This window comes from Thermocatellispora tengchongensis (assembly GCF_014202315.1).
GTDB classification, from domain to species: domain Bacteria; phylum Actinomycetota; class Actinomycetes; order Streptosporangiales; family Streptosporangiaceae; genus Thermocatellispora; species Thermocatellispora tengchongensis.
On record NZ_JACHGN010000010.1, the window covers coordinates 388,863 to 410,241 of the forward strand.

The 21,379-nt window shown below is 73.6% G+C and carries 19 protein-coding genes; 11 read left to right on the plus strand and 8 right to left on the minus strand.

Translation table 11 applies throughout. The features are described 5' to 3' along the window. Positions 1-53: 53 nt before the first annotated feature. Together HNP84_RS24815 and HNP84_RS24820 are read right to left on the minus strand one after the other, a co-directional pair. The gene (locus HNP84_RS24815) at positions 54-866 is read right to left on the minus strand and encodes an ABC transporter permease (RefSeq protein ID WP_185052272.1); all 813 of its coding nucleotides are present in this window, start codon (positions 864-866) and stop codon (positions 54-56) included. Further along, on the minus strand, positions 863-1,939 hold the full coding sequence (locus HNP84_RS24820; RefSeq protein WP_185052273.1) for an ATP-binding cassette domain-containing protein: 1,077 nt from the start codon (positions 1,937-1,939) through the stop codon (positions 863-865). Before HNP84_RS24820 ends, HNP84_RS24815 begins: the two co-directional genes overlap by 4 nt. A gap of 253 nt (positions 1,940-2,192) precedes the next feature. Between HNP84_RS24820 and HNP84_RS24825 the strand changes: the two genes are divergently transcribed. The 3 genes from HNP84_RS24825 to HNP84_RS24835 all read left to right on the plus strand — a co-directional run bounded on the left by HNP84_RS24825 (position 2,193) and on the right by HNP84_RS24835 (position 5,013). Next, a complete protein-coding gene (locus HNP84_RS24825; RefSeq protein WP_312925640.1) occupies positions 2,193-2,708 on the plus strand; it encodes a PH domain-containing protein in 516 nt (171 codons plus the stop codon). Further along, entirely contained in the window at positions 2,705-4,375 is a 1,671-nt protein-coding gene (locus HNP84_RS24830) for a PH domain-containing protein (protein ID WP_246518555.1), read from the plus strand. The genes HNP84_RS24825 and HNP84_RS24830 overlap by 4 nt, the downstream gene beginning before the upstream one ends. An 89-nt stretch (positions 4,376-4,464) precedes the next feature. Continuing rightward, positions 4,465-5,013: a hypothetical protein gene (locus HNP84_RS24835; RefSeq protein WP_221336657.1), complete on the plus strand. Its 549-nt coding sequence runs from the start codon at positions 4,465-4,467 to the stop codon at positions 5,011-5,013. Here the strand turns inward: HNP84_RS24835 and sepH are convergent. The 3 genes from sepH to HNP84_RS24850 form a co-directional block, all read right to left on the minus strand. Next, on the minus strand, positions 4,921-6,600 hold the full coding sequence (gene sepH, locus HNP84_RS55190) for a septation protein SepH (protein ID WP_185052274.1): 1,680 nt from the start codon (positions 6,598-6,600) through the stop codon (positions 4,921-4,923). The genes HNP84_RS24835 and sepH overlap by 93 nt on opposite strands. Before the next feature lie 490 nt (positions 6,601-7,090). Further along, the gene (locus HNP84_RS24845; RefSeq protein ID WP_185052275.1) at positions 7,091-8,404 is read right to left on the minus strand and encodes a D-arabinono-1,4-lactone oxidase; all 1,314 of its coding nucleotides are present in this window, start codon (positions 8,402-8,404) and stop codon (positions 7,091-7,093) included. 75 nt (positions 8,405-8,479) lie between these two features. Continuing rightward, the gene (locus tag HNP84_RS24850) at positions 8,480-9,688 is read right to left on the minus strand and encodes an MFS transporter (RefSeq protein ID WP_185052276.1); all 1,209 of its coding nucleotides are present in this window, start codon (positions 9,686-9,688) and stop codon (positions 8,480-8,482) included. A 169-nt stretch (positions 9,689-9,857) separates the two neighbouring features. On the opposite strand from HNP84_RS24850, the gene HNP84_RS24855 reads away from it, so the two are divergent. Next, the gene (locus HNP84_RS24855; protein ID WP_246518556.1) at positions 9,858-11,075 is read left to right on the plus strand and encodes a lytic transglycosylase domain-containing protein; all 1,218 of its coding nucleotides are present in this window, start codon (positions 9,858-9,860) and stop codon (positions 11,073-11,075) included. 46 nt (positions 11,076-11,121) lie between these two features. On the opposite strand, the gene HNP84_RS24860 is transcribed toward HNP84_RS24855, so the two are convergent. Further along, positions 11,122-12,096 carry a ferrochelatase gene (locus HNP84_RS24860; RefSeq protein ID WP_185052277.1) on the minus strand — a complete coding sequence of 325 codons (975 nt, stop codon included), beginning with the start codon at positions 12,094-12,096 and terminating at the stop codon, positions 11,122-11,124. 72 nt (positions 12,097-12,168) lie between these two features. Between HNP84_RS24860 and HNP84_RS24865 the strand changes: the two genes are divergently transcribed. After that, positions 12,169-14,178, plus strand: a complete 2,010-nt coding sequence (locus tag HNP84_RS24865; protein ID WP_185052278.1) for a S9 family peptidase — start codon at positions 12,169-12,171, stop codon at positions 14,176-14,178. Further along, the gene (locus tag HNP84_RS24870; RefSeq protein WP_185052279.1) at positions 14,175-14,981 is read left to right on the plus strand and encodes an inositol monophosphatase family protein; all 807 of its coding nucleotides are present in this window, start codon (positions 14,175-14,177) and stop codon (positions 14,979-14,981) included. The genes HNP84_RS24865 and HNP84_RS24870 overlap by 4 nt, the downstream gene beginning before the upstream one ends. Before the next feature lie 70 nt (positions 14,982-15,051). Here HNP84_RS24870 and HNP84_RS24875 read toward each other — a convergent pair whose 3' ends face one another. Next, complete coding sequence (locus HNP84_RS24875; protein WP_185052280.1) at positions 15,052-15,216, minus strand: hypothetical protein; 165 nt, start codon at positions 15,214-15,216, stop codon at positions 15,052-15,054. 246 nt (positions 15,217-15,462) lie between these two features. Here HNP84_RS24875 and HNP84_RS24880 point away from each other — a divergent pair, with 246 nt between their 5' ends. The 5 genes from HNP84_RS24880 to HNP84_RS24900 all read left to right on the plus strand — a co-directional run bounded on the left by HNP84_RS24880 (position 15,463) and on the right by HNP84_RS24900 (position 20,976). Further along, on the plus strand, positions 15,463-16,116 hold the full coding sequence (locus tag HNP84_RS24880) for a response regulator transcription factor (protein ID WP_185052281.1): 654 nt from the start codon (positions 15,463-15,465) through the stop codon (positions 16,114-16,116). Further along, a complete protein-coding gene (locus HNP84_RS24885) occupies positions 16,113-17,630 on the plus strand; it encodes a sensor histidine kinase (protein WP_312925646.1) in 1,518 nt (505 codons plus the stop codon). The genes HNP84_RS24880 and HNP84_RS24885 overlap by 4 nt, the downstream gene beginning before the upstream one ends. Positions 17,631-17,902: 272 nt before the next feature. Then, positions 17,903-18,202, plus strand: a complete 300-nt coding sequence (locus HNP84_RS24890; RefSeq protein ID WP_185052282.1) for a DUF4193 domain-containing protein — start codon at positions 17,903-17,905, stop codon at positions 18,200-18,202. 34 nt (positions 18,203-18,236) lie between these two features. Continuing rightward, entirely contained in the window at positions 18,237-19,250 is a 1,014-nt protein-coding gene (locus tag HNP84_RS24895) for a hypothetical protein (protein ID WP_312925647.1), read from the plus strand. 316 nt (positions 19,251-19,566) lie between these two features. Beyond that, positions 19,567-20,976 carry an alpha,alpha-trehalose-phosphate synthase (UDP-forming) gene (locus HNP84_RS24900; RefSeq protein ID WP_185052283.1) on the plus strand — a complete coding sequence of 470 codons (1,410 nt, stop codon included), beginning with the start codon at positions 19,567-19,569 and terminating at the stop codon, positions 20,974-20,976. Positions 20,977-21,016: 40 nt separating this feature from the next. On the opposite strand, the gene HNP84_RS24905 is transcribed toward HNP84_RS24900, so the two are convergent. After that, positions 21,017-21,319 carry a DUF4235 domain-containing protein gene (locus HNP84_RS24905; protein WP_185052284.1) on the minus strand — a complete coding sequence of 101 codons (303 nt, stop codon included), beginning with the start codon at positions 21,317-21,319 and terminating at the stop codon, positions 21,017-21,019. Between the last annotated feature and the right edge of the window lie 60 nt (positions 21,320-21,379).

The window sequence follows — 21,379 nt, forward strand, 5'->3', positions numbered from 1 at the left end:
CCGGGGAGCGGCCCGCCCTGGGGGAGCGGTGCGATCCGGGCACCGGGGCGGCCTCAGGCGGTGGTGCGGAAGACGCGGATGGCCAGCGGCGCGAACACCAGCACGAAGCCGGCCGACCACAGCAGGGACACCCCCGCCGGTCCGGCCACCTCGCCGCCGATCAGCAGGCCGCGGATCGCGTCGGCCAGGTGGGTCACCGGGTTCACGTCGGACCACGCCTCCAGCCAGCCGGGGAACGTGTCGGACGGCACGAGCGCGCTGCTGGTGAACGTCAGCGGCATCATCGTGGAGAAGGCGATCATCTGCACCTTCTCGGGGCTGCTCGCCTTGAGCCCGATCAGCACCGACATCCAGGCCATCGCCAGCGCGACCACCACGAGCAGGGCCAGCGCGCCGAGCAGCCCGGCCACGCTGGTGGTCACCCGGAAGCCCAGCACCATGCCGAACCCGACCAGCAGCGCGAACGCCCACACCTGCTTGAAGGTGTCGGCCAGGATCCGGCCCGCCAGCGGGGCGGTACGGGCGATCGGCAGGCTGCGCAGCCGGTCGAACACGCCCTTGGTGATGTCGGTGTTCAGCCCGATCGCGGTGGACAGGGTGTAGAACAGGGCGTTCTGCACCAGCAGGCCGGGCAGGGCGAACTGCAGGTAGTCGCCGGTCGAGCCGGAGATCGCGCCGCCGAACACGTAGGTGAACAGCAGCAGGAACATGATCGGCTGGATGCTGAGATCGAGCAGTTCCCACGGGTTGTGCTTGACCTGCACCAGGCTGCGCCAGGCCAGGGTGGCGGTCTGCCTCAGCGTGGCCCCCAGGCCGACGCGCCGCCCCGCCGCCGCGGGCAGCGTGGCCGTCGTCATCGCGGTCATGCGTACGCCTCCTGCTTGTCGCGGTCGCCCTTGCCACGGTCGCCCTTGCCACGACCTGTCTTGTCACGACCGGTCTTGTCACGATCGGCGCTGTCGTGATCGGCGCTGTCGTGATCGGCGCTGTCGTGATCGGCCGGCTCGCTCTCGGCCCGGTGGCCGGTGAGGGCCAGGAACACCTCGTCCAGGCTGGACTTGCGCAGCGACAGCTCCGAGGCGACGATCCCCAGGTCGTCGAGCCGCCGCACGATCGCGGGCACCACCGCCGGGTCGTGCACCGGGGCGGTCACCCGGCCGCCGGAGACCTCGGGCGCGGCGCCGATGACCTCGGCGATCACCTGGGCGGCCAGGTCGAGGCGGTCCTCCTCGGCCGGCCTGACCTCCAGGACCTGCCCGCCGGAGGCCGACTTGAGCTCGTCGGAGGTGCCGGAGGCGATGACCGTGCCGCGGTCGAAGACCACGATGGAGTCGGCGAGCTGGTCGGCCTCCTCCAGATACTGCGTGGTCAGCAGCACCGTCACGCCGTCGGCCATCAGCCCGCGCACGACGTCCCACAGCTCGGTGCGGCTGCGCGGGTCGAGGCCGGTGGTCGGCTCGTCCAGGAACAGCACCTGCGGCCTGCCCACCAGGCTGGCCGCCAGGTCGAGCCGGCGGCGCATGCCGCCGGAGTAGGTCTTGGCGGCCCGCCCGCCCGCCTCGGACAGCGAGAACCTGTCGAGCAGCTCGCCGGCGCGGCGCTTGGCCTCGCGGCGGGACAGGCCGAGCAGCCGGCCGATCATCACCAGGTTCTCCACGCCGGTCAGCATCTCGTCAACCGCGGCGTACTGGCCGGTCAGGCCGATCAGGGAGCGGACCCGGTGGGCGTCGGTCACGACGTCGAACCCGCCGACCGCGGCCCGGCCCGCGTCGGGGCGCAGCAGCGTGGCGAGAATGCGCACGGCGGTGGTCTTGCCGGCCCCGTTGGGCCCGAGCACGCCGAGCAGCATGCCCTGGCGCACCGCGAGGTCGACCCCGTCGAGCGCGGTGGTCTCGCCGTAGCGTTTGACCAGGCCCTCGGCCTCGATCGCGTATGGCATGTCAGCGTCCTTCCGTCAGTCCCTCCCAGGGTGCCGGACGCCACTGACATTTCCGTGAGATCGCGGCGCGCGCGCTGACACGCGGCATGCCCGGCTCCGGCGTGGTTCTGACAGATCGCTGACACGCGGAGCCGGATGGAGGGGGGTACCGGCTCTAGGCTGGCAGCGTGAGGGTGCGAACAAGCCGGACCAAGCGGGCGGGAGCCGGACGGCGGGGGCGTCGCGACGCCTCCCGCGGTGGGGAGGAACCGAGGTGAGCGTCCCGCTGCGCGACCCGGCCAACCAGGTCTCCCGCCGCGCGATCACACTGTGGCTGCTGGAGTCGCTGTTCGGCTTCGTGCTGCTGGTCGGCGGCTCGGCCCTCGCGGCCACGTGGATCAGCGGCGCGTCCTGGTCCTGGCTGCCCCGCTGGATCGAGGCCGGCATCTGGTGGCTGCCGGCCGCCGTCGCCGTGCTGATGGCGCCGTTCGTGGTCATCGAGCCGTTCTGGCGCTACGCGGTGCACCGGTGGGAGCTGTCCGGCGACGTGGTGTACGCCCGCTCGGGCTGGCTCAGCCGCCAGTGGGTGTTCGTGCCGGTCAGCCGCATCCAGACCGTGGACAAGGAGCAGGGCTGGTTCGAGCGCCTGCTCGGGCTGGCCACCGTCGAGATCCGCACCGCCTCGTACGCGGGGTCGTCCAGCATCAAGGGCCTCGACTACGCCGTCGCCGCCCGCCTGGCCGAGGACCTGGCCCGGCGCGCCGAGGAACTGCGGGACGACGCCACATGACCGCCTCCCCGACCCCGCCCGGACCTCCCGGCCCCGTCCCCGGAGGCGCGCCGCCGCCGGGTCAGGGCCCCGCGCCCTCGTACGCCCCGGCGGCCCGGCTGAGCCCGCGGATGCTGCTGATCGACCCGGTGCGCATGCTGCCCTCGCTGTTCCTGCCGCTGGTCGGCGTGCTGTTCGTGGGCGGCTTCTCGCCGCCGTCGTTCGGGTGGGCGGCCATCGGCGTCGTCGGCTCGGTCGCCTACTCGGTGATCCGGTGGGCCACCTTCACCTACCGGATCGTGGACGACCGGCTGGAGCTCACCCGGGCGCTGGTCAGCCGGTCGGTGCGGACGATCCCGCTCGAACGCGTGCGCGGTGTGGACATCGCCACGCCGCCCCTGCACCGCCTGCTCGGCCTCGCCGTGCTGCGCATCGACACCGGCGCCCACGGCGCGGGCAAGCAGGAAGGCGAGCTGGACGGCGTGACCGTGGCCGAGGCCGAACGGCTCAAGACGGTGCTGCTGCGCACCGCGCGGGCCCGCCGCGCCGCCACCCCCGGGGCCGGCCCGGAGATCGGCCCAGACGGGCCCCTGGCGGCCGTGGACGCCCCGGCGGCGGGCGCCGGGACCTGTGTGCCTGGCGAGGCGATCGGGGCTTCTGAGGCGATTGAGGCGGGCGCGTCGGCTCATGCCGCCGCGCATCGCGAGCCCGAGGTCGTGTACGCCCGGGTGCCCCGCAAGTGGCTGCGGTACGGCCCGCTGTCCGGCGCGTACCTGCTCACGCCGTTCGCCCTCGCGGCCGGCGCGGTCGGCCTGGCGTTCCAGTGGGGCGAGCAGCTCGGGTTCGGCGGCGACGCCGCGGTCAGCGCCGGACGCTGGCTGTGGGACCACCCCTACCTCCTGCTCGTCGCCGCGGCCCTGCTCGTCGTGGCGATGCCGCTGGCCGGCGTGGTCATGTACGCGATCTTCAACTGGGACTTCACGCTGCGCTCCCGCGACGGCTACCTCGTCGCCGAGCGCGGCCTGATCACCCGGCGCAGCGTGTCGCTGGAGCGGCGCAGGGTGCGCGGGTTCGAGATCGTCGAAGGGCTCGCCGAGCGGTGGGCGGGCGTGGCGCGCGTGTGGGCCATCGTCACCGGCCTGGGCGACTCCCAGACCCGGGGACAGCTCCTGCCGGTCGTGCCGCGCGCCGAGGCCGGCCGGGTGACCGGCGCGGCGATCGGCGTACTCGCGGCCCCCCTGCGCCCCCACCCGCCCGCCGCGCGCCGTCGCCGCCTGTTCCGCGCCGTCGCCCCCTGGGCGGCCCTCACCGCGGCCGGCGCTCTCCTCGCGCTCGCCACCGGCGCGGGCGCGTGGTGGGTGCCCACCGGTATCGCGTTCGTACTGGCCCTGCTCGGCGTGCCCCTCGGCCTGGACCGCTACCGCTCCCTGGGCCACGCGTACGACGGCACGCACCTGTCGGTGCGATCCGGCGCACTGCGCCGAGCCCAGGCGGTGGTCGAACGCCGCGCGGTCGTCGGGTGGACCCTGAAGCAGACCTGGTTCCAGCGGCGGGCGGGGGTGCTCACCGTGATCGCCGGCGTGGGCGCCGGGGTGGGCGGCTACGAGGCCGTGGACGTCTCCGAGGCCGACGGCCCCGCCTTCGCCGCCGAGGTGACCCCCGACTGGATCGCCCCCTTCATGCGCTGACCCCGCCCCCGCCTCGGGTGCCGGTCCGGCTGTCGGTGGCCGCCCGTACGCTGTCCCGAGATCACCGGCGACCGGCGAGGAAGGCACCCGTGACCACCGCTGACGAGACGATGAAGCGCATCGAGGACGCCATGGCGCTGCAGCACGCAGGAGAGACCGACGGGGCCCGGCAACGGTTCACCGAGATCTGGGAGGAGATCGCCCCCGACGGCGACCCCTTCCACCGATGCGTCCTCGCCCACTACATGGCCGATCTCCAACAGGACCCGCGCGACGAGCTCGCCTGGGACCTGCGAGCCCTGGAGGCCGCCGCGTCGGTGACCGACGAGCGCGCCAGACAGCATCACGCGTCCCTGACGATCCGCGGGTTCTACCCGTCCCTGCACCTGAACCTCGCTGCCGACTACCACCGACTCGGCGACTCCGCCCTGGCCCGCACCCACCTGGCCCAGGCCCGGCGACACCTCGACACGCTCCAGGACGACGGCTACGGCCAGGCCGTCCGCGCGGCGATCCAGCGACTCGACACCCGGGGGCCCGGCGCGTCAGTCCTGGCGGCGGGCTCCGAACATGATCTCGTCCCAGGTCGGGACCGAGGCGCGGCGGCCCCGGCTCTTCTTGGCGGGGCGGGCCGGTGAGGGCTTGGCCGGGGGCTGGGCGGGCTGCGGGGCAGGGGGTGGCGGGGCCGGCTCCTCCTCGGTCTTCTTTCCGGCCGCCTCCGGCTCCTCCTTCGCCGCCGCCGGTTCGTCCTTCTTCGGCTTGGGCTCGGGCTCCTTCTCCGGCGTGGCGGCCGGAGCGGGCGCGGCGGGCTCGGGTGCCGAAGGCGGTTCGGCGGCCTTGGTGGCCTCGGCCGCCTCGGCGGTCTTCGCGGGCGCGGCGGGCTGCTCGGGCCGCGGCTCCGCGACGGGCGCGGCCGGGGCGGCGGCGGGCTCGGCCGCGGCCTTGACGGGCTCTGCCGGGGCGGTGGCGGGCTCGGCCGGGGGCGCGACGGGCTCGGCCGGCGGGGCCGTGACGGTCGCGGGCGGGGGTGCGGTGGGGGCCGCGGGCTCCTCGGCCACCGGGGCGGCGGGCGCCGGCTGCTCCGGTGCGGGCTTGGGCGCCTCGGCCGGTGTGGCGGGCTCCTGCGAGGGCGCCGGGTCCGTCACGACGGGCTCCGGCGGCGGGGCGGGGGCGGCCTGCGGGCGCGCCGGGGCGGCCGGCTCGGCGGCGGCGGAGGGCCGGACGGCCTCGCGGGCCCGCTCCTCCCGGACGGTGGCCTCCTGGACGGTGGCCTCCCGGGCGTCGCTGGGCTCCCGGACGGTGGCCTCCTGGATGGTGGCCTCCGGAGCGCTGGGCTCCTCGACGGTGATCTGCTCCTGAACCGGGGGCTTCTGGCGGGGCTCCTCCGGGGCGGGGCGGGGCTCGGGGCGGGGGAGGTTGGGTTCGGCGCGGGGGAGGGCGGGCGGCTCGAAGCGGGACAGGGCCGCCGTCTCGGGGCGTGCGGGGGCCTCGGCGGGGGCGGGCGGGTCGTGGCGTACGACGGAGGGGAAGTGGACGGGCGGCTGCATCAGCGGCTCGGGGGCGAGCGGCGGCACGGGCTGCAGCTTGGCGACGCGCGGCACGAACGGCGTCACCGTGGTGTCGGGGGTGGAGGGCGCCGGGGGGTCCACGTAGTCGGAGGCGGACAGGCGCATGGCCTCGTCGTCGTGGGGGGAGATGTGGCGGCGGCGGGGGTCGAACAGCCACTCGGCGTGGCGCGTGTGACCGTTCCACACGAAGCCGAGCTTGATCCGCCACATGCCGTCGTCGCGCTTGCAGGAGTCCCAGTCGATCTCGTCGGCGGGCACGCCGCGCCGGGTGAGCCGCTCGGCCACCAGCTCGCCCAGGGTGGGGCCCGGCGAGGACTCGCCGGGCAGGCGCACGGCGACGCGCTGCGCCTGCTGCGCCATGTACTCCCGCTCCTGCAGCACCGGCCCCTCGAACCAGCGGACGCGCTCCACCGGGATGCCCGCCGTCGCGGCGATCTCCTCGGCCGTCTCTCCGGCGCGGATGCGTGCCTGGATCTCCTTGGGGCGCAACGGACTCTCCACTTCGATCTCGTACTGGCCGAGACGGGAGAAGTTGCCACGGACCGCGGCGCGGAGCCGGTCGTCGACGGGAAGCGTGAACCGCGTGCCTCGCCCGGCCGTCGCCAGCACGAGGTACGTGCCGTCCTCGCTCACCGCGACGAGTCGGAGCTCCTGCATGCGAGTCCCTTCGTCGTCGTGCTCAATCTTCCCCCGGACCCTTGAGTCTCTCGCGTGTGCCGGTTGCCTGCCAGCACCGTACCCGGCATGTCCGAACATCGCCTTCTCGGGGAGGGCGGGGGACGATGTGACGCCGGTCACATTTGCCGCGGTCATCGGACGCCTGCCCGCTGCGCGCCGACCACCCACTCCGATTGTTTCCAATCGAGACTCGCTCCGGTGCGCCGTTGGCGCAAGAGGCCGGGCATACCAGGTCGGCGGGGGACGGTCATGGGCGGCACAACTCCTGGAGACGTCGGGCGGTCTGGGCTGCGGGGGCAGGGCGGCCGAAGGGCGGGCCGCGATGACGAATCTGCCCCGCGTACGCCGCCCGCGCGGCGCGTGACACGCGCCCTCTCCGCTTTGCGGGCGAGGTCTTTACGCCCGGCCGGGGCGGCGCTGACCGGGGGCGGGTAGTCCGACGACTCTCACCCCGCCCTCACCCGGGCTCTCATGGGCCCAGCACCGTCTCCAGGTACGCGTTGCCGAACAGGCGCCCGGGGTCGAGCCGGTCGCGCAGGGCGAGGAAGTCGGCGAACCTCGGGTAGACCTTGTCCAGGTAGGCGGCGTCGCGGGTGTGCAGCTTGCCCCAGTGCGGACGCCCGCCCAGCCCGGTCATGATCTCCTCGACCTCCTCGAAGTAGGCCGGGTTCGGGGTGGGCCGGTAGATGTGGCAGGCGACGTAGCCGGTCGCCCGCCCGTACGCCGTGGACAGCCAGGCGTCGCCGGGCGGCGACACCCGCACCTCCACCGGGAAGCCGATGCGCCACCCGCGCCGCTCGATCAGGTCGCGCACCTCGCGGATCGCCTGCTCCAGGTGCTCGCGCGGCACGGCGTACTCCATCTCCAGGAACCTCACCCGGCGCACGCTGATGAGGGCGCGGTGGGAGGCGTCCACCCAGGCGCCCTGCGACAGCGCCAGCGCGGACAGCCGGTTGATCGCGGGGATGGCCGCGGGCGCCAGCGCCCCGATCGCGCACGCGGCGCCGAAGACGGTGTTCTCCAGGAACTCGTCATCCAGCCAGCGCCGGAACGCGCCCGGCGGCGAGGCCGGGCCGCGGTCGCGGTTGTTCCGCTTGACCAGGCAGGTGTCGGTGTGGGGGAGCCAGAAGAAGTCCAGGTGCTCGCTGCCCGCGGTGAGGGAGTCCAGGTCGTCCAGGAGCGCGCCGAGCGGCATCGGGCGGCGTACGTGGCGCAGCAGGAAGGCGGGCTCGGCGCGGAAGGTGATCGCGGTGAGCACGCCCAGCGCGCCCAGGCCCACCCGGGCGGCGTCGAACAGGTCGCGCTCGGTCACGCCGTCGCGGATCTCGGCCTCGCCCCCGGCGCGCACGGTGACGGTCTCGCCGTCGGCCAGCACCATCTCCAGCGCGGTCACCTGGTCGGCCAGCCCGCCGGAGTCGCGCCCGCTGCCGTGGGTGCCGGTCTGGATCGCCCCGGCGACGGTCTGGGCGTCGATGTCGCCCATGTTGGCCAGCGCCAGCCCGCGCCGGGCCAGCTCGGCGTTGAGCGCGCGGATCGTGGTGCCGGCGGCCACCGTGACCTGGTCGTCCTCCACGGCGAGCACGCCGGTCAGCCGGTCGGGCCGCAGCATCATGCCCTCGGTGAGGGCCACGCCGGTGAAGGAGTGGCCGGAGCCGGTCATGCGCACCCGCATGCCCGCCTCCGCCGCGTCGCGCACGGCCCGCGCCACCTCGCGCGCCGAGGCCGGCGCGCGCACCTCGGCGGGGGTGGCCGACTGGTTGCCCGACCAGTTTCGGAACGCCATGCATTCGCACCATACCCACCGGTAGGCCGCCGCGACAGGTGCGCGTGCGAACGAATCGGAGCTCCCGGCGTGACCTCAGTGCCCGGCGGGCTTCACGGTGGAGGTCTTGGGCACGCGCAGCAGGCTCGACCCGCCGGCGCCGATGGCCAGCGCGAGCAACGCGCAGCCGAAGGAGAACGCGTACGCGTTGGAGGCGCCGAACGCGTCGGTGAGCCGCCCGGCCGCCCACGCGCCGAGCGCCACGCCCAGGCCCACCGAGGTGGACACCCACGCCATGCCCTCGGTCAGCAGGTGCGGCGGCACCAGGCGCTCCACCAGCATGTACCCGGTGATGATCGTCGGCGAGATGGCCAGCCCGGCGACGAACAGCGCGACGGCCATCAGCGGCACGTTGCCGATGAGCGCGATCGGGCTCAGGCCGAGCGCGAACACCGCGACGCTGCGCACGAACCGGCCGCGCAGCGAGATCTTCCAGACCCGCGAGCCGTACCACAGGCCGGAGACCATGCTGCCCCCGGCGAAGCAGGCCAGCATGACCCCGGACATGGCCAGGGCGCCCTGCTCGCGCGCGAACGCCACCGTGATCAGGTCCACCGAGCCGAAGACCGAGCCCATGGCGAGGAACACGCACGACAGCAGCATCACGCCCGGGATCGTGATCGGGGTGCCGCCGCCCCGCACGCCGCGCCGCGCGGGCGGCTGGGTGCGCCGCTGGAACGCCAGCGCCAGCGAGCCGATCACGGTGGACACCAGCGCCACGATCAGGCCGGCGTACAGGTTGACCGTGGTGGCCAGCCCGGTCACCAGGGCGGGGCCGGTCACGAAGATCACCTCGTCGGCCACCGACTCGAAGGAGAAGGCGGCGTGCAGCTTGCCGGAGCCGCCGAGCAGGTGCGACCAGCGGGCCCGGACCATCCCGCCCAGCGAGACGGCGGCGCCGCCCACGACGACGCCGGTGGCGAACAGGGTCCATCTGGGCGCGCCCAGACCGGCGCAGAGCATCAGCGCGACCAGCGCGGCGGCGTGCACGATCGTGAGCGGGACGAGCACCCTGGCCTGACCGAACCGGTCGGCCAGGCGGCCCGAGACCGGGGCGCCGACGGCGAAGGCGAGCGAGACGGTCGCGGCCACCGCGCCGGCGGTGGCGTACGAGTGGGTGAGCTCGGAGACCAGGACGACCACGCCGATGCCGAGCATCGACATGGGCAGCCGCCCGAAGAACCCCGCGATGACGAACCCCTTGACCCCGGGCATGTCGAAGAGCCCTCGGTACGGCCCGACCACGACGACTTCCTTTCCGCACGCCACTCGGCGTGGATCGCCGCCATGCCGGCGGTCACTGGTATGTAATGGCTCTATGCCCTGTCAGACCATGACTCACATCGTGCGGCACGACAAGTGATTTTTGGCTTTCTGGGCGAATCTGTGCGCCGATCGGACTAACGTGAGGCCGATGCCCCGCTCTTCCCGCGCCTCCATGCCGCACGCCCTTCTCGCCGTGCTCGTCGTGGTGATCACCTGCGCGGCGGCCGGGGCCGGGGTCTATCTGGTCGGGCGTCCGCAGGCCCCGGCGGAGCCGCCCCCGCCGCGACAGCCGCGGCAGAGCCTGGCCGGCATCGACGCCCTGGTGCCCAGCGCGCCCCCCGCCTCGCCGGCGCCCCCGCCCACCACCGCCGCCGTGATCGGCGGGCCGGGCGTGACGCCGACGCCGCCCCGGGTGTTCGCCATCGCGCCCGCCTCGGTGCCTCAGGAGACCCTGCACAAGATCTCCGCGTTGAAGCACGTGCAGAAGGTCGCGGCCGTGGACGCGGGCGCGGTGAAGGTCTCGGGCGCCGGGCTGAACCTGCTCGCGGTCGATCCGGCGCAGTTCCGCTCCTGGACCCCCAAGGTGGTGGCCGACCAGCCCGCCGTGTGGGAGGCGCTGGCCAAGGGCGAGATGGTCGCCTCCGGCGACTCCGCGCGCAGGCTGGGCCTGGTGCTCGGCGCGGCCTACCAGGTGGACGGCGGGCCGCGGCTGCGCGTGGCGGCCTCGGCAACCCTGGGCCTGCCCGGCGTGGACGGCCTGGTGGGCCCGGAGCTGGGCCGCAGGCTCGGCCTCCTGCCCGGCGTGGCCGTGCTGGTGCACGGCCCCGAGGAGCGGGTCGCCGCCATGGACGCCGGCGTGCGCAAGCTGCTCGGCAAGGACGCCCAGGTCGTCACGGTCGGCGGGGGCGGCGGCGCCCGGTCCGGCGTCGGCGACACCGCCGAGAAGGCCCCGGCCGCGCCGCAGCGGGTGCTCGTGGGCCGCCCCACCAGCTACCTGGAGCTCTACCGCCTGTCGGCCGCGGTCTGCCCCGGCCTGTCGTGGACCGTGCTGGCCGCGATCGGCCAGGTGGAGAGCTCGCACGGGCGCAACAACGGCCCGTCGTCGGCGGGCGCGCTCGGGCCGATGCAGTTCATGCCGGCCACCTGGAAGGCGTACGGCGTGGACGGCGACGGCGACGGCGTGGCCGACATCTGGAGCCCGTACGACGCCGTGCCCTCGGCCGCGAACTACCTGTGCGCCACCGGCGCCAACCAGGGCGGCGAGAAGCTCAGGAAGGCCGTGTGGCACTACAACCACTCCTGGTCCTACGTGGACAAGGTGCTCGGCATCGCCGCCGGCTACGCCCAGGCCTACCCCGACGGTTAGCCCCGGCCGGCCCCGGAAGGCCCCGGTCGGCCCTCGTGAGCCCCGGTCAGCCGCCCGCGCCGCGGCGTGCCGGCGGCGGGCAGCACGTGGCGGCGCAGGGCGCCGGCTCGGGCTCCTCCATCAGCTCGCGCACCATCCGCACGAACCGAGGGTGGGTGCCCGCGGACTTCGCCCGGGTGACGTGCATGCCCAGCTCCTCGGCCCGCTGGGCGGCCTCCACGTCGAGGTCGTAGACGACCTCCATGTGGTCGGAGACGAACCCGACCGGGATCAGCACCGCCGCCCGCACGCCCTCCTTGGCCAGGTGGTCCAGGTGGTCGCACACGTCGGGCTCCAGCCACGGCACCTGCGGCGGGCCGCTGCGGCTCTGCCACACCAGGTCGTGCTCGCCGCGCCCCAGCGCCGCCGCCACCAGCGAGGACGCCTTGTGGAGCTGCGCCTCGTACGCGCCGCCGGCCGGCCCGGCCGAGGCCGCCATGGACAGCGGGATGCTGTGGGCGGTGAACACCAGCCGCGCGTCGCGCCGGTGCTCCTCAGGCAGCCGCGACAGCGCGTCGCGGGCGTGGTCGGCCACCGCCGCCACGAACCCGGGGTGATCGTAGAAGTGGCGCAGCTTGACGATCCGCGGGGCGCCCTCGACCCCGGCCCTGGCCCGCTCGATGTCCTCAAGGTACTGGCGGCAGCTCGAATAGCCGGCGTACGCGGAGGTCGCGAACGCGGCGGCCCTGCGCACCCCGTCGGCGGCCATCTGCCGGACGGTGTCCTCCAGGAACGGGTGCCAGTTGCGGTTGCCCCAGTAGATCGGGACGTCCAGTTCGGGCCGCAGGGCCTCGATCAGGTCGCGGCACTGCTGGTTGATCGGGCTGACCCCGCCGAAGCGCTGGTAGTGCGCCTCGACCTCCAGCAGCCGCTCCCGCGGCACCCCGCGCCCCCGTACGACGTTCTCCAGGAACGGCATCACGTCCGCGGGCTTCTCCGGCCCGCCGAAGGACACCACCACCAAGGCGTCATAGCTTGCCATGCCCCCATCCAACCCGATCCGGCACACCACTCGGTACGCACGCACCCCGGCCGAGCTGTGTAAGTTCGTGTAGTGACGTTGTTCAAGGACATTCGTGAATATGTCGGCGTGCCGCGGATCGGGGAGCTGCGGCTGTCCCCCGACGGCGGGCGTCTGGTCGCCACCGTGCAGTCGCTGCAGCCCGACGGGAAGTCCTACGGCACGGCGCTGTGGGAGGTGCCGGTCGCGGCCGGAGGGGCGCCGCGGCGGCTGACCCGCTCGGCCAAGGGCGAGGCGGCCGCGGAGTTCACGGAGGCGGGCGACGTGCTGTTCGTCTCGCGCCGGCCCGACCCGACCGTCAAGGACAAGGACGACGAGCAGCCCGCGCTGTGGCTGCTGCCGGCGGCGGGCGGCGAGGCGTGGCGGGTGGCGGCGCGGCCGGGGGCGCTGGGGCGGGCGCGGGCCGGCGGGGGCGCGATCGTGTTCTCGGCCGACGTGCTGCCCGGCGACCAGGCCACCGAGGCCGAGCGGCGCAAGGCGCGCAAGGACGCCGGCGTCAGCGCGATCCTGCACGAGTCCTCGCCCGTCCGCTACTGGGACCACGACCTCGGGCCGGGCCAGACCCGGCTGTTCGCGCTGGCCGCGCCCGCCGCGGAGGAGGACGCCGCCGAGCCGCGCGAGCTGACCCCGTCCCCCGGCGGCGCGCTGCGCGAGGCGTCGTTCGCGGTCACCCCCGACGGCGCGTCCGTGATCACCACCTGGCACCACCGGCTCCCCGGCGGCGAGATGCGCACCGACCTGGTCGTGATCCCGACCGAGACCGGAGATGCCGGCGGGGGCGCCGAGCCGCGGGTGCTGGCGCGCCAGGACGGCCACGACTTCAACGGCCCCGTCGTGGTCTCGCCCGACGGCCGGCTGGTCGCGTGCGTGCGCGAGCGCCACGCCGCCCCCGACCGCATCCCCGAGATCACGCTGTGGGTGATCGACCTGGCCACCGGCGAGGGCACCGCGTGCGGTGGCGAGCTGTGGCCCGCCGCGGTGGCCTGGGCCCCCGACTCGCGCTCCCTGTACGTCGCCGCCGACCACGACGGCCGCCGCCCGGTGTTCCGGGTCCCGGCCGACGGCGGCGAGCCCGTACGCCTGACGCCCGACGACTGGTCGTACTCCGAGCTGTGCCCCTCGCCCGACGGCACGGCCGTGTTCGCGCTGCGCAGCGGCGTCGCCCAGGCCGCCGCCCCGGTGCGGATCGCCGCCGACGGCGGCGGCGTGGAGGAGCTGCCCTCCCCGGCGCCGCGCCTGGACGTGCCCGGCACGCTCACCGAGATCTCCGCCACCGCCGACGACGGCGCGCGCGTCCGGGGCTGGCTGGTGCTGCCCGAGGGCGCCTCCGCCGACAACCCCGCCCCGTTCCTGCTGTGGGTCCACGGCGGCCCGCTGGCGAGCTGGAACGACTGGTCCTGGCGGTGGAACCCGTGGATCATGGCCGCGCACGGCTACGCCGTGCTGCTGCCCGACCCGTGCCTGTCCACCGGCTACGGCCCCGAGATGGTCGCGCGCGGCTGGGGCGACTGGGGGCCGCGCACCTTCGCCGACCTGATGGCGATCACCGACGCCTCGGTGGCCCTGCCCGAGATCGACGCGGCCCGCACCGGCGCAATGGGCGGCTCCTTCGGCGGCTACATGGCCAACTGGATCGCCGGGCACACCGACAGGTTCCGCGCGATCGTCACCCACGCGTCGCTGTGGCACTTCGAGCAGTTCGGCGGCACCACCGACGAGCCGGCGTACTGGCAGCGCGAGCTGGGCCCCGCGGGCTCCGACACCTACGCCCGCCTGTCGCCGCACCTGTCGCTGGAGCGGATCTCGACCCCCATGCTGGTCGTGCACGGCGACCGCGACTACCGGGTGCCGATCGGCGAGGCGCTGCGGCTGTGGTGGGACCTGCAACGCTCCTCGGTGGAGTCGAAGTTCCTCTACTTCCCCGACGAGAACCACTGGGTGCTCAAGCCGGGCAACATCGTGGCCTGGTACGAGACCGTCCTGGCGTTCCTGGCCCAGCACGTGCTGGGCGAGGAGTGGGTGCGTCCGGAGTCGCTGGCATGAGCGCGTCCCTTCCCACCCCCGAGGAGTTCGCGGCGCTCGCCGAGGAGATCGCCCGAGAGGCCGGGGCCATGCTGCTGGAGAAGCGGCCGGCGCGCCCGCAGGTGCTGCTGACCAAGTCCAGCCCCACCGACGTGGTGACCGCGCTCGACCGGGCCGCCGAGGAGCTGATCCGCGACCGGATCAAGGCGGCGCGGCCCGGCGACGCGATCCTGGGCGAGGAGGGCGGCGCGACCGGCGAGGGCGCTGTGCGCTGGGTCGTCGATCCGATCGACGGCACCGTCAACTTCCTCTACGGCCTGCCCGAATGGTCGGTGAGCATCGCCGTGGAGGTCGAGGGCCGGATCGTGGCCGGGGTCGTGAACGTCGTGCCGCGCGGCGAGGTGTTCACCGCCTCGCTGGGCGGCGGGGCCTGGCTCGCCGGCGAGCGGCTGCGGTGCAACACCGGCGTGCCGCTGTCGCAGGCGCTCATCGGCACCGGGTTCGGCTACCAGGCGGGACGGCGCAAGGTACAGGCGGAGGTGCTCACGCACGTGCTGCCCGCGGTGCGCGACGTCCGCCGGGCCGGATCGGCGGCCTCCGACCTGTGCTCGGTCGCGGCCGGGCGGCTCGACGGCTACTACGAGCGCGGCCCCAACTACTGGGACTACGCCGCGGGCGGGCTCGTCGCCACCGAGGCGGGCGCCAGGATCGGCGGCCTGCACGGCAGGCCGTACAGCCCGGAGATGACGCTGTGCGCGGCGCCCGGCCTGTTCGAGGAGCTGCACGACCTGCTCGCGCCGCTGAACCCCGAGCGCGACGCCTGACATTGCGGCCCCAGGGCGTGCGAAAGGCCCGCCCGGCGATCCGCCGGGCGGGCCTTCCCGCGTCCTGGGCTCAGCGCTGGAGGGAGACGCCGTTGTCGACCGCTATGCGGCGCAGGTCCTCGATCTCAGCGGCGAGAGTGTCGGCGAGGAAGTCGTCGCCGTCGGACCGGGCCTCCTGGAGGCCCCTGTAGGCCTGGTCGAGCCGGTGTTCGATCGTGGTCGTGAACTCGCCCATCTCACCTTCTTTCGGGGGCGAAGGGGGTGACGCCGAGGCGGCGGCACCGGGGTATGGCACACGCAGTACCCACGTGCGTCCCTGCTTCAAACCCGAAGTGCCGAATGTCTTCGATGTGCCGTGCGTCACGTGGCCGCCTATGGTGGACAAAGCGCTTACCCTGCGCTTACGCACGCTGTGGTGAAAATGAGGAGCCGTTCCGGCGCGCCACGGCGGGGGACGTTTCCTAGGAGGTGCCAGAGGCCGATGCGGGTGCTTGTGGTAGAGGACGAGCGGGTGCTCGCTGATGCGATCGCGACCGGGCTGCGGCGCGAGGCCATGGCCGTGGACGTGGCCTACGACGGCGCCGGTGCGCTGGAACGGACCAGCTACATCGACTACGACGTGATCGTGCTGGACCGCGACCTGCCGAAGGTCCACGGCGACGAGGTGTGCCGGCGGCTGGTCGCCGAGCGCACCGCCTCGCGCATCCTGATGCTCACCGCCTCCGGCGACGTGGACGACAAGGTCGAGGGCCTGGGCCTGGGCGCCGACGACTACCTGGCCAAGCCGTTCGTGTTCGTGGAGCTGGTGGCCAGGGTGCGGGCGCTCGGGCGGCGCTCGGCCCCCGCGCTGCCGCCGGTGCTGGAGCGCCGCGGCGTGCGCCTGGACCCGGGCAAGCGCCTGGTGACCAGGGACGGCCAGGAGATCTCGCTGACCAAGAAGGAGTTCGCGGTCCTGGAGGAGCTGCTGCGCGCCGAGGGCGCCGTGGTCAGCCAGGAGGACCTGCTGGACAAGGCGTGGGATGAGAACATCGACCCCTTCACCAACGTGGTGCGGGTGACGATGATGACCCTGCGCAAGAAGCTGGGCGAGCCGCAGGTGATCGAGACCGTCCCAGGGGTGGGTTACAAGCTGTGAGCGACGCGCGCGAGCCGAACCTGGGAGGGCCGCCGGGCGGACCGGGCGGGCGCGGCGAGGGACCGGGCTCCGGCCGCGACGCGGCGCGCCCGTCCTTCAGCCCGCCGCAGGGCCCGGCGTCAGGGCCCGCGCCGGGATCACCGCACGCCTCGCCCCGGCTGACCCAGCCGACCCACCCCATGATCCGCCCGCACTCCGAGGGCGGCCCTCGCACCGAACACCTGGACGCGGGCGCGCCGCCGCGCAAGGGCCCGCCTCCGCCCACCGGCCCTCCCGCGTGGGACGGCCCTCCGCCGCTCGTCGCCCAGCCGATCGACCGCAGCCTGCTGGAGACGATCAAGGACCTGCCCACCCGGCTCAGCATCCGCTGGCGGATGACCATCGCCTACGGCGCGATGTTCTTCTCCGCCGGCGCGTTGCTGCTGCTGGTCATGTACTGGATCGTGGGCTGGGCGATCGACATGGCGTGGCCCGAGATCCCGGTCAACCTGGAGGTGTTCGATCCGAGGCAGGCCGAAGAGATCGTCGCGTGGTGGGCCGGTCACCGCGACGGCGCCATCGTGGTCGCCCGCGACCACATGCTCTCCCGCTCGCTGCTCGCGCTCGTCGGCGTCGGGCTGCTGGCGGTGATCATCGGCTACTTCGTGGCCGACCGCGCGCTGCGGCCGGTCACCCAGATGACCTCCACGGCCAAGAAGCTGTCCGAGAGCACCCTGGCGCACCAGCGCATCGACCTGCACGGGCCCAACGACGAGCTCAAGGAGCTGGCCGACACCTTCGACGCGATGCTGACCCGGCTCAACGTCGCCTTCCATACGCAGCGGCGGTTCGTGGCCAACGCCTCCCACGAGCTGCGCACTCCGCTGACCATCAACAGGACGGTGCTGGAGATCGCGCTGTCCGACCCGGAGGCGTCGGAGGACCTCAAGGCGCTGGGACGTACGCTCCTTGAGGTCAACGCCCGCAACGAGCGGCTCATCGAGGGCCTGCTCCTGCTCGCCCGCAGCGAGCGCGAGCTGAGCGTGCGCCAGCCCGTGGACGTCAAGGACGTCGCGCAGACGGCGCTGGAGCAGCTCGCGCCGAAGGCGGAGGAGGCCGGGGTGACCATCACCAGCGACCTCGGCTCCGCCCCCACGACCGGCGACCCCGTGCTGTTGGAACGCAGCGTGGCGAACCTGGTCGAGAACGCGATCAAGTACAACGTGCCTGAAGCGGGAAGAATCTGGGTACGCACGGGAATGCTGAACGGCGCCCTGGTTGTTCAGGTCGCCAACACGGGACCACACGTGCCGGCGTACGAGGTGGGCAGCCTCTTCGAGCCGTTCCGGCGGCTCAACGCCGACCGGGTCGATTCGGCCAAGGGAGCTGGATTGGGACTGTCGATCGTGCGCGCGGTGGTGCAGGCGCACGGCGGGAACGTGACCGCGGTGCCCCGAGAGGGCGGCGGACTGGTGGTCACGGTCAGGCTCCCCGGAGCCGGTGCCGGCCCCGGAAGAACGCCCCCAGGACGTTGATCCGGCGGGGGGAGTCTCCTACGCGCCGTACATGTGGTTGGATGTGCCGTCGAACGCGGTGCTGCATGACGCCAATGCTGTGGTTTTCGCCAGATTTGGCTAACTACGCCCATTGGCGGCTGCGCACACCCGTGGAGGGGAGGTTCAGCCGCCGCCCGAGGGGGTACCGATGCACAAATCTCTCGGACCTTTCGGGCACAAGATGAGCCTCTCCGACGTTATACGCGCGCGACGGAGCGCAGTCAGATAGACGAGGGGGATGGAGTACGCCAATGGCTACCGACTACGACAGCCCACGCAAGACCGACGACGACCTGAGCGAGGACAGCCTGCAGGAGCTGCAGGCGCGCCGCACGGACAAGTCCTCGGGCATCATCGACCTTGACGAGACCGATCTCGCCGAGTCGCACGAGCTGCCCGGTGCCGACCTGTCCAACGAGGAGCTCTCGCTGCGGGTCATCCCGCGCCAGGCCGACGAGTTCACCTGCTCGCGGTGCTTCCTGGTGCACCACCGCAGCCAGCTCGCCTCGGAGAAGAACGGCCAGCAGATCTGCCGGGAGTGCGCCGCCTGATCGTCCTGCCGGACATCGGAGGAGGCTCAGCAGCGTGACACATCCAGCGGATCAGCAACCGCACGACGACACCGGCGTTCCCCCGGGCGGCGAGCCCGGCCGCGCGCCGGACGGGCCCGGGGGCTCCGGGGCGTCCGCCGCGGCCGAGGCGAGCACGGCCGCCCCGGAGAACGACACCGCCGGTGACCGCGAGGCCGCCGGCGGTTCCGTACATGCCGCCGCGGCCGACGACTCTTCGCATGCCGCCGAGGCTTCCGCCGGCGACCCGGTTTCCGCGGACGACCCGGTTTCCGCGGACGAGGAGGTCGCCGAGCTCGTCGGCAGGCTCGCCGAGCCGGGCGACATGGACGGCGCCGAGCGGCGCAGGCTGCTCGGACGCCTCACCCAGGCGCTCGCCCGCGGCGCGAAGCAGGCGAGGCAGACCGGGGCGGGGCGTGGCCGCTGGCTCGCCGACGTCTTCATGGCGGTCGCGCCTCGCATCCCGATCCGCGATCTCGCCACGCTCTCCGAGCACCACCACGGCCTGACGGCCGAACCCCTGGCCGACGACCTCGTACGCACCGCGGCGAAGGCGACGATGGCGGTGGGCGCCATCGGCGGCGCGCTCGCGGCGGCCGAGTTCGCGGCCCCGCCCCTGCTCCTTTCCGCGCCCGCGCAGCTCGTCGCCGAGACCCTGGTCGTCGCGGCCATCGAGACCAAGCTCATCGCCGAGCTGCACGAGGTCTACGGCGTGCACGTCCCCGGCACCGGCGGCCAGCGCGTGTACGCGTTCGTGGTCGCCTGGTCCAAACAGCGCGGCGTCGATCCCCTCGCGCCCGGTTCCGTCACCCTCGCACTGGGCGCGGCGTCCAAGGCCGCACTGCGCAACCGGCTGATGCGCACGCTCGGCCGGCACCTCACCACCCTCGGCCCCTTCCTCACCGGTGCCGTCGCGGGCGGCGCCCTCAACCGCGCCGCCACCCGCCGCCTGGGCGCCGCCGTACGCGCCGACCTGCGCCGCCAGCGCGGCCTGCCCCCCGCCGACACCCCCACCGCCCTGCCCCGCTGACCTCCCGCGAGCACGTTCGCGCACGCCCTTGCCCGGGGCGTCGAGCGCCCCTGCCCGATGTGCGGACTTCGCCGGGGCCAGGGCCCCTGGTGTGGGCGGCCCGTTCCTGGGTACATGGGGCGTCGCCTGCCCGGGGGACGGGTTCGGCAGAAAGGTGCGGTGACGGGGTCGTGGGGAATTGGGCGTGACCCGCACGTGCCGGGCACGGGTTATGAGCACGCCTCGCCTATGCGCGGCAATCGCCATGAGCACCCCACGATAGCGCCTCGTGTCCTTTTCGTAAGGTTGTAAAGGAAGCCGACCTTTTGGAGGACGCGTGCAGGGCCGCAGCTCGTTTCTCATCGTCGCCAACCGGCTACCGGTAGATCGGGTCGGAGAGTCCGAATGGCGGCGCAGCCCCGGTGGGCTCGTCACCGCGATAGCCCCGGTCATGCAGCGCCGTGACGGCGCCTGGGTGGGGTGGCACGGCGCGGCGGACGAGGAGCTCGAACCGTTCGAGTACGACGGCATGCACCTGGTGCCGGTCCCGTTGTCCGCCTCCGACGTCGAGCGCTACTACGAGGGATTCTCCAACGCCACCCTGTGGCCCCTCTATCACGACGTCGTGGCAACCCCGGTGTACTCCCGCAACACCTGGGACGCCTACCGTACCGTCAACGAGCGTTTCGCCCGCGCCGCGGCCGATGTGGCCGACGAGGGCGCGATCGTGTGGATCCAGGACTACCAGCTTCAGCTCGTGCCGGCGATGCTGCGCCGGATGCGTCCCGATGTGCGCATCGGGTTCTTCCTGCACATCCCGTTCCCGCCCTCGGAGCTGTTCTCCCAGCTCCCGTGGCGCAGGGAGATCCTGGAGGGTCTGCTCGGGGCCGACCTCGTCGGTTTCCAGCGTCCGGGCGGCGCCTCCAACTTCATCCGGCTCTCGCGCCGCCTGCTCGGCCTGCAGCACCAGAAGCACGAGATCTACCTGGGCGACCGGGTGGTGCGGGCCGAGGCGTTCCCGATCTCGGTGGACTTCGGCGAGCTGGACAGCCTGGTACGCGAGCAGCAGATCATCGCCAGGGCCAAGGAGATCCGCGCCGAGCTGGGCGAGCCCGAGTACGTGCTGCTCGGTGTGGACCGGCTCGACTACACCAAGGGCATCGGGCAGCGGCTGAAGGCGTTCGGCGAGCTGCTGGCCGACGGCGCCGTACGGCCCGGAGAGGCGGTCTTCGTGCAGATCGCCACGCCGAGCCGGGAGCGGGTGGAGGAGTACCGCCGGCTGCGCAACGACATCGAGCTGGCGGTCGGGCGGATCAACGGCGAGCAGGGGCTGATCGGCCACCAGCCCGTGCAGTACCTCCACCAGTCCTACACCCGGGAGGAGCTGGCCGCGCTGTACCTGGCGGCCGACGTCATGGTGGTCACGCCGCTGCGCGACGGGATGAACCTGGTGGCCAAGGAGTACATCGCCTGCCGCCACGACCTGCGTGGCGCGCTGGTGCTCAGCGAGTTCGCCGGCGCGGCAGACGAGCTGCGACAGGCGTTCCTGGTGAACCCCTACGACATCGACGGGCTGAAGCGGGCCATGATCGCCGGGATGCGCAGCACCCCGCACGAGCTGGCCCGCCGGATGCGCTCGCTGCGCCGGCGCGTGGCGACGTACAACGTGGACCGGTGGGCGGGGGACTTCCTGAGGGCCCTCGAGTCACCGGCCTTCCAGCCCGTGCGGGCACTGTCGGCGGGGTAACGGCACGTCATCGGCCGGGCGGGGCACGAGGACGCGCGGGTCAGGCCTTGGGCTCGGCCACCTCGACGATCTCCTTCGGGGTGGCCCAGGCCCGGTAGCGCTTGGCCGCGGCGCGGGTGGCGATGATCCTGGCCACCTCCATGCCCACGGCGGTCACGACCGCGTAGCCGAGCGCCTCGCCCAGGCTGATGTCGAGGGAGTCGGGGTCGGCCGGTGGCTTCTTGCCGGTGGCCTTCTGCCAGCCGAACGCGATTGCCTTGCGGGTGGCGAAGCCGACGCCGAGCGCGACGAGCCCGCCGATGACCCGCCAGGCGAGGTCCGGTTTGTCCGGCTTGTCAGCCATATGTATGTCCCCTTTCCGGCTATGTAACGACCCTAGTCTCTCCCCGCGGCACGGCGGGTC

Coding starts and splice junctions, on each gene's coding strand:
- HNP84_RS24815 (WP_185052272.1), bottom strand. CDS start 866: ATGACCGCGATGACGACGGCCACGCTGCCCGCGGCGGCGGGGCGGCGC.
- HNP84_RS24820 (WP_185052273.1), bottom strand. CDS start 1,939: ATGCCATACGCGATCGAGGCCGAGGGCCTGGTCAAACGCTACGGCGAG.
- HNP84_RS24830 (WP_246518555.1), top strand. CDS start 2,705: ATGACCGCCTCCCCGACCCCGCCCGGACCTCCCGGCCCCGTCCCCGGA.
- sepH (WP_185052274.1), bottom strand. CDS start 6,600: ATGCAGGAGCTCCGACTCGTCGCGGTGAGCGAGGACGGCACGTACCTC.
- HNP84_RS24845 (WP_185052275.1), bottom strand. CDS start 8,404: ATGGCGTTCCGAAACTGGTCGGGCAACCAGTCGGCCACCCCCGCCGAG.
- HNP84_RS24855 (WP_246518556.1), top strand. CDS start 9,858: ATGCCCCGCTCTTCCCGCGCCTCCATGCCGCACGCCCTTCTCGCCGTG.
- HNP84_RS24860 (WP_185052277.1), bottom strand. CDS start 12,096: ATGGCAAGCTATGACGCCTTGGTGGTGGTGTCCTTCGGCGGGCCGGAG.
- HNP84_RS24870 (WP_185052279.1), top strand. CDS start 14,175: ATGAGCGCGTCCCTTCCCACCCCCGAGGAGTTCGCGGCGCTCGCCGAG.
- HNP84_RS24875 (WP_185052280.1), bottom strand. CDS start 15,216: ATGGGCGAGTTCACGACCACGATCGAACACCGGCTCGACCAGGCCTAC.
- HNP84_RS24880 (WP_185052281.1), top strand. CDS start 15,463: ATGCGGGTGCTTGTGGTAGAGGACGAGCGGGTGCTCGCTGATGCGATC.
- HNP84_RS24890 (WP_185052282.1), top strand. CDS start 17,903: ATGGCTACCGACTACGACAGCCCACGCAAGACCGACGACGACCTGAGC.
- HNP84_RS24905 (WP_185052284.1), bottom strand. CDS start 21,319: ATGGCTGACAAGCCGGACAAACCGGACCTCGCCTGGCGGGTCATCGGC.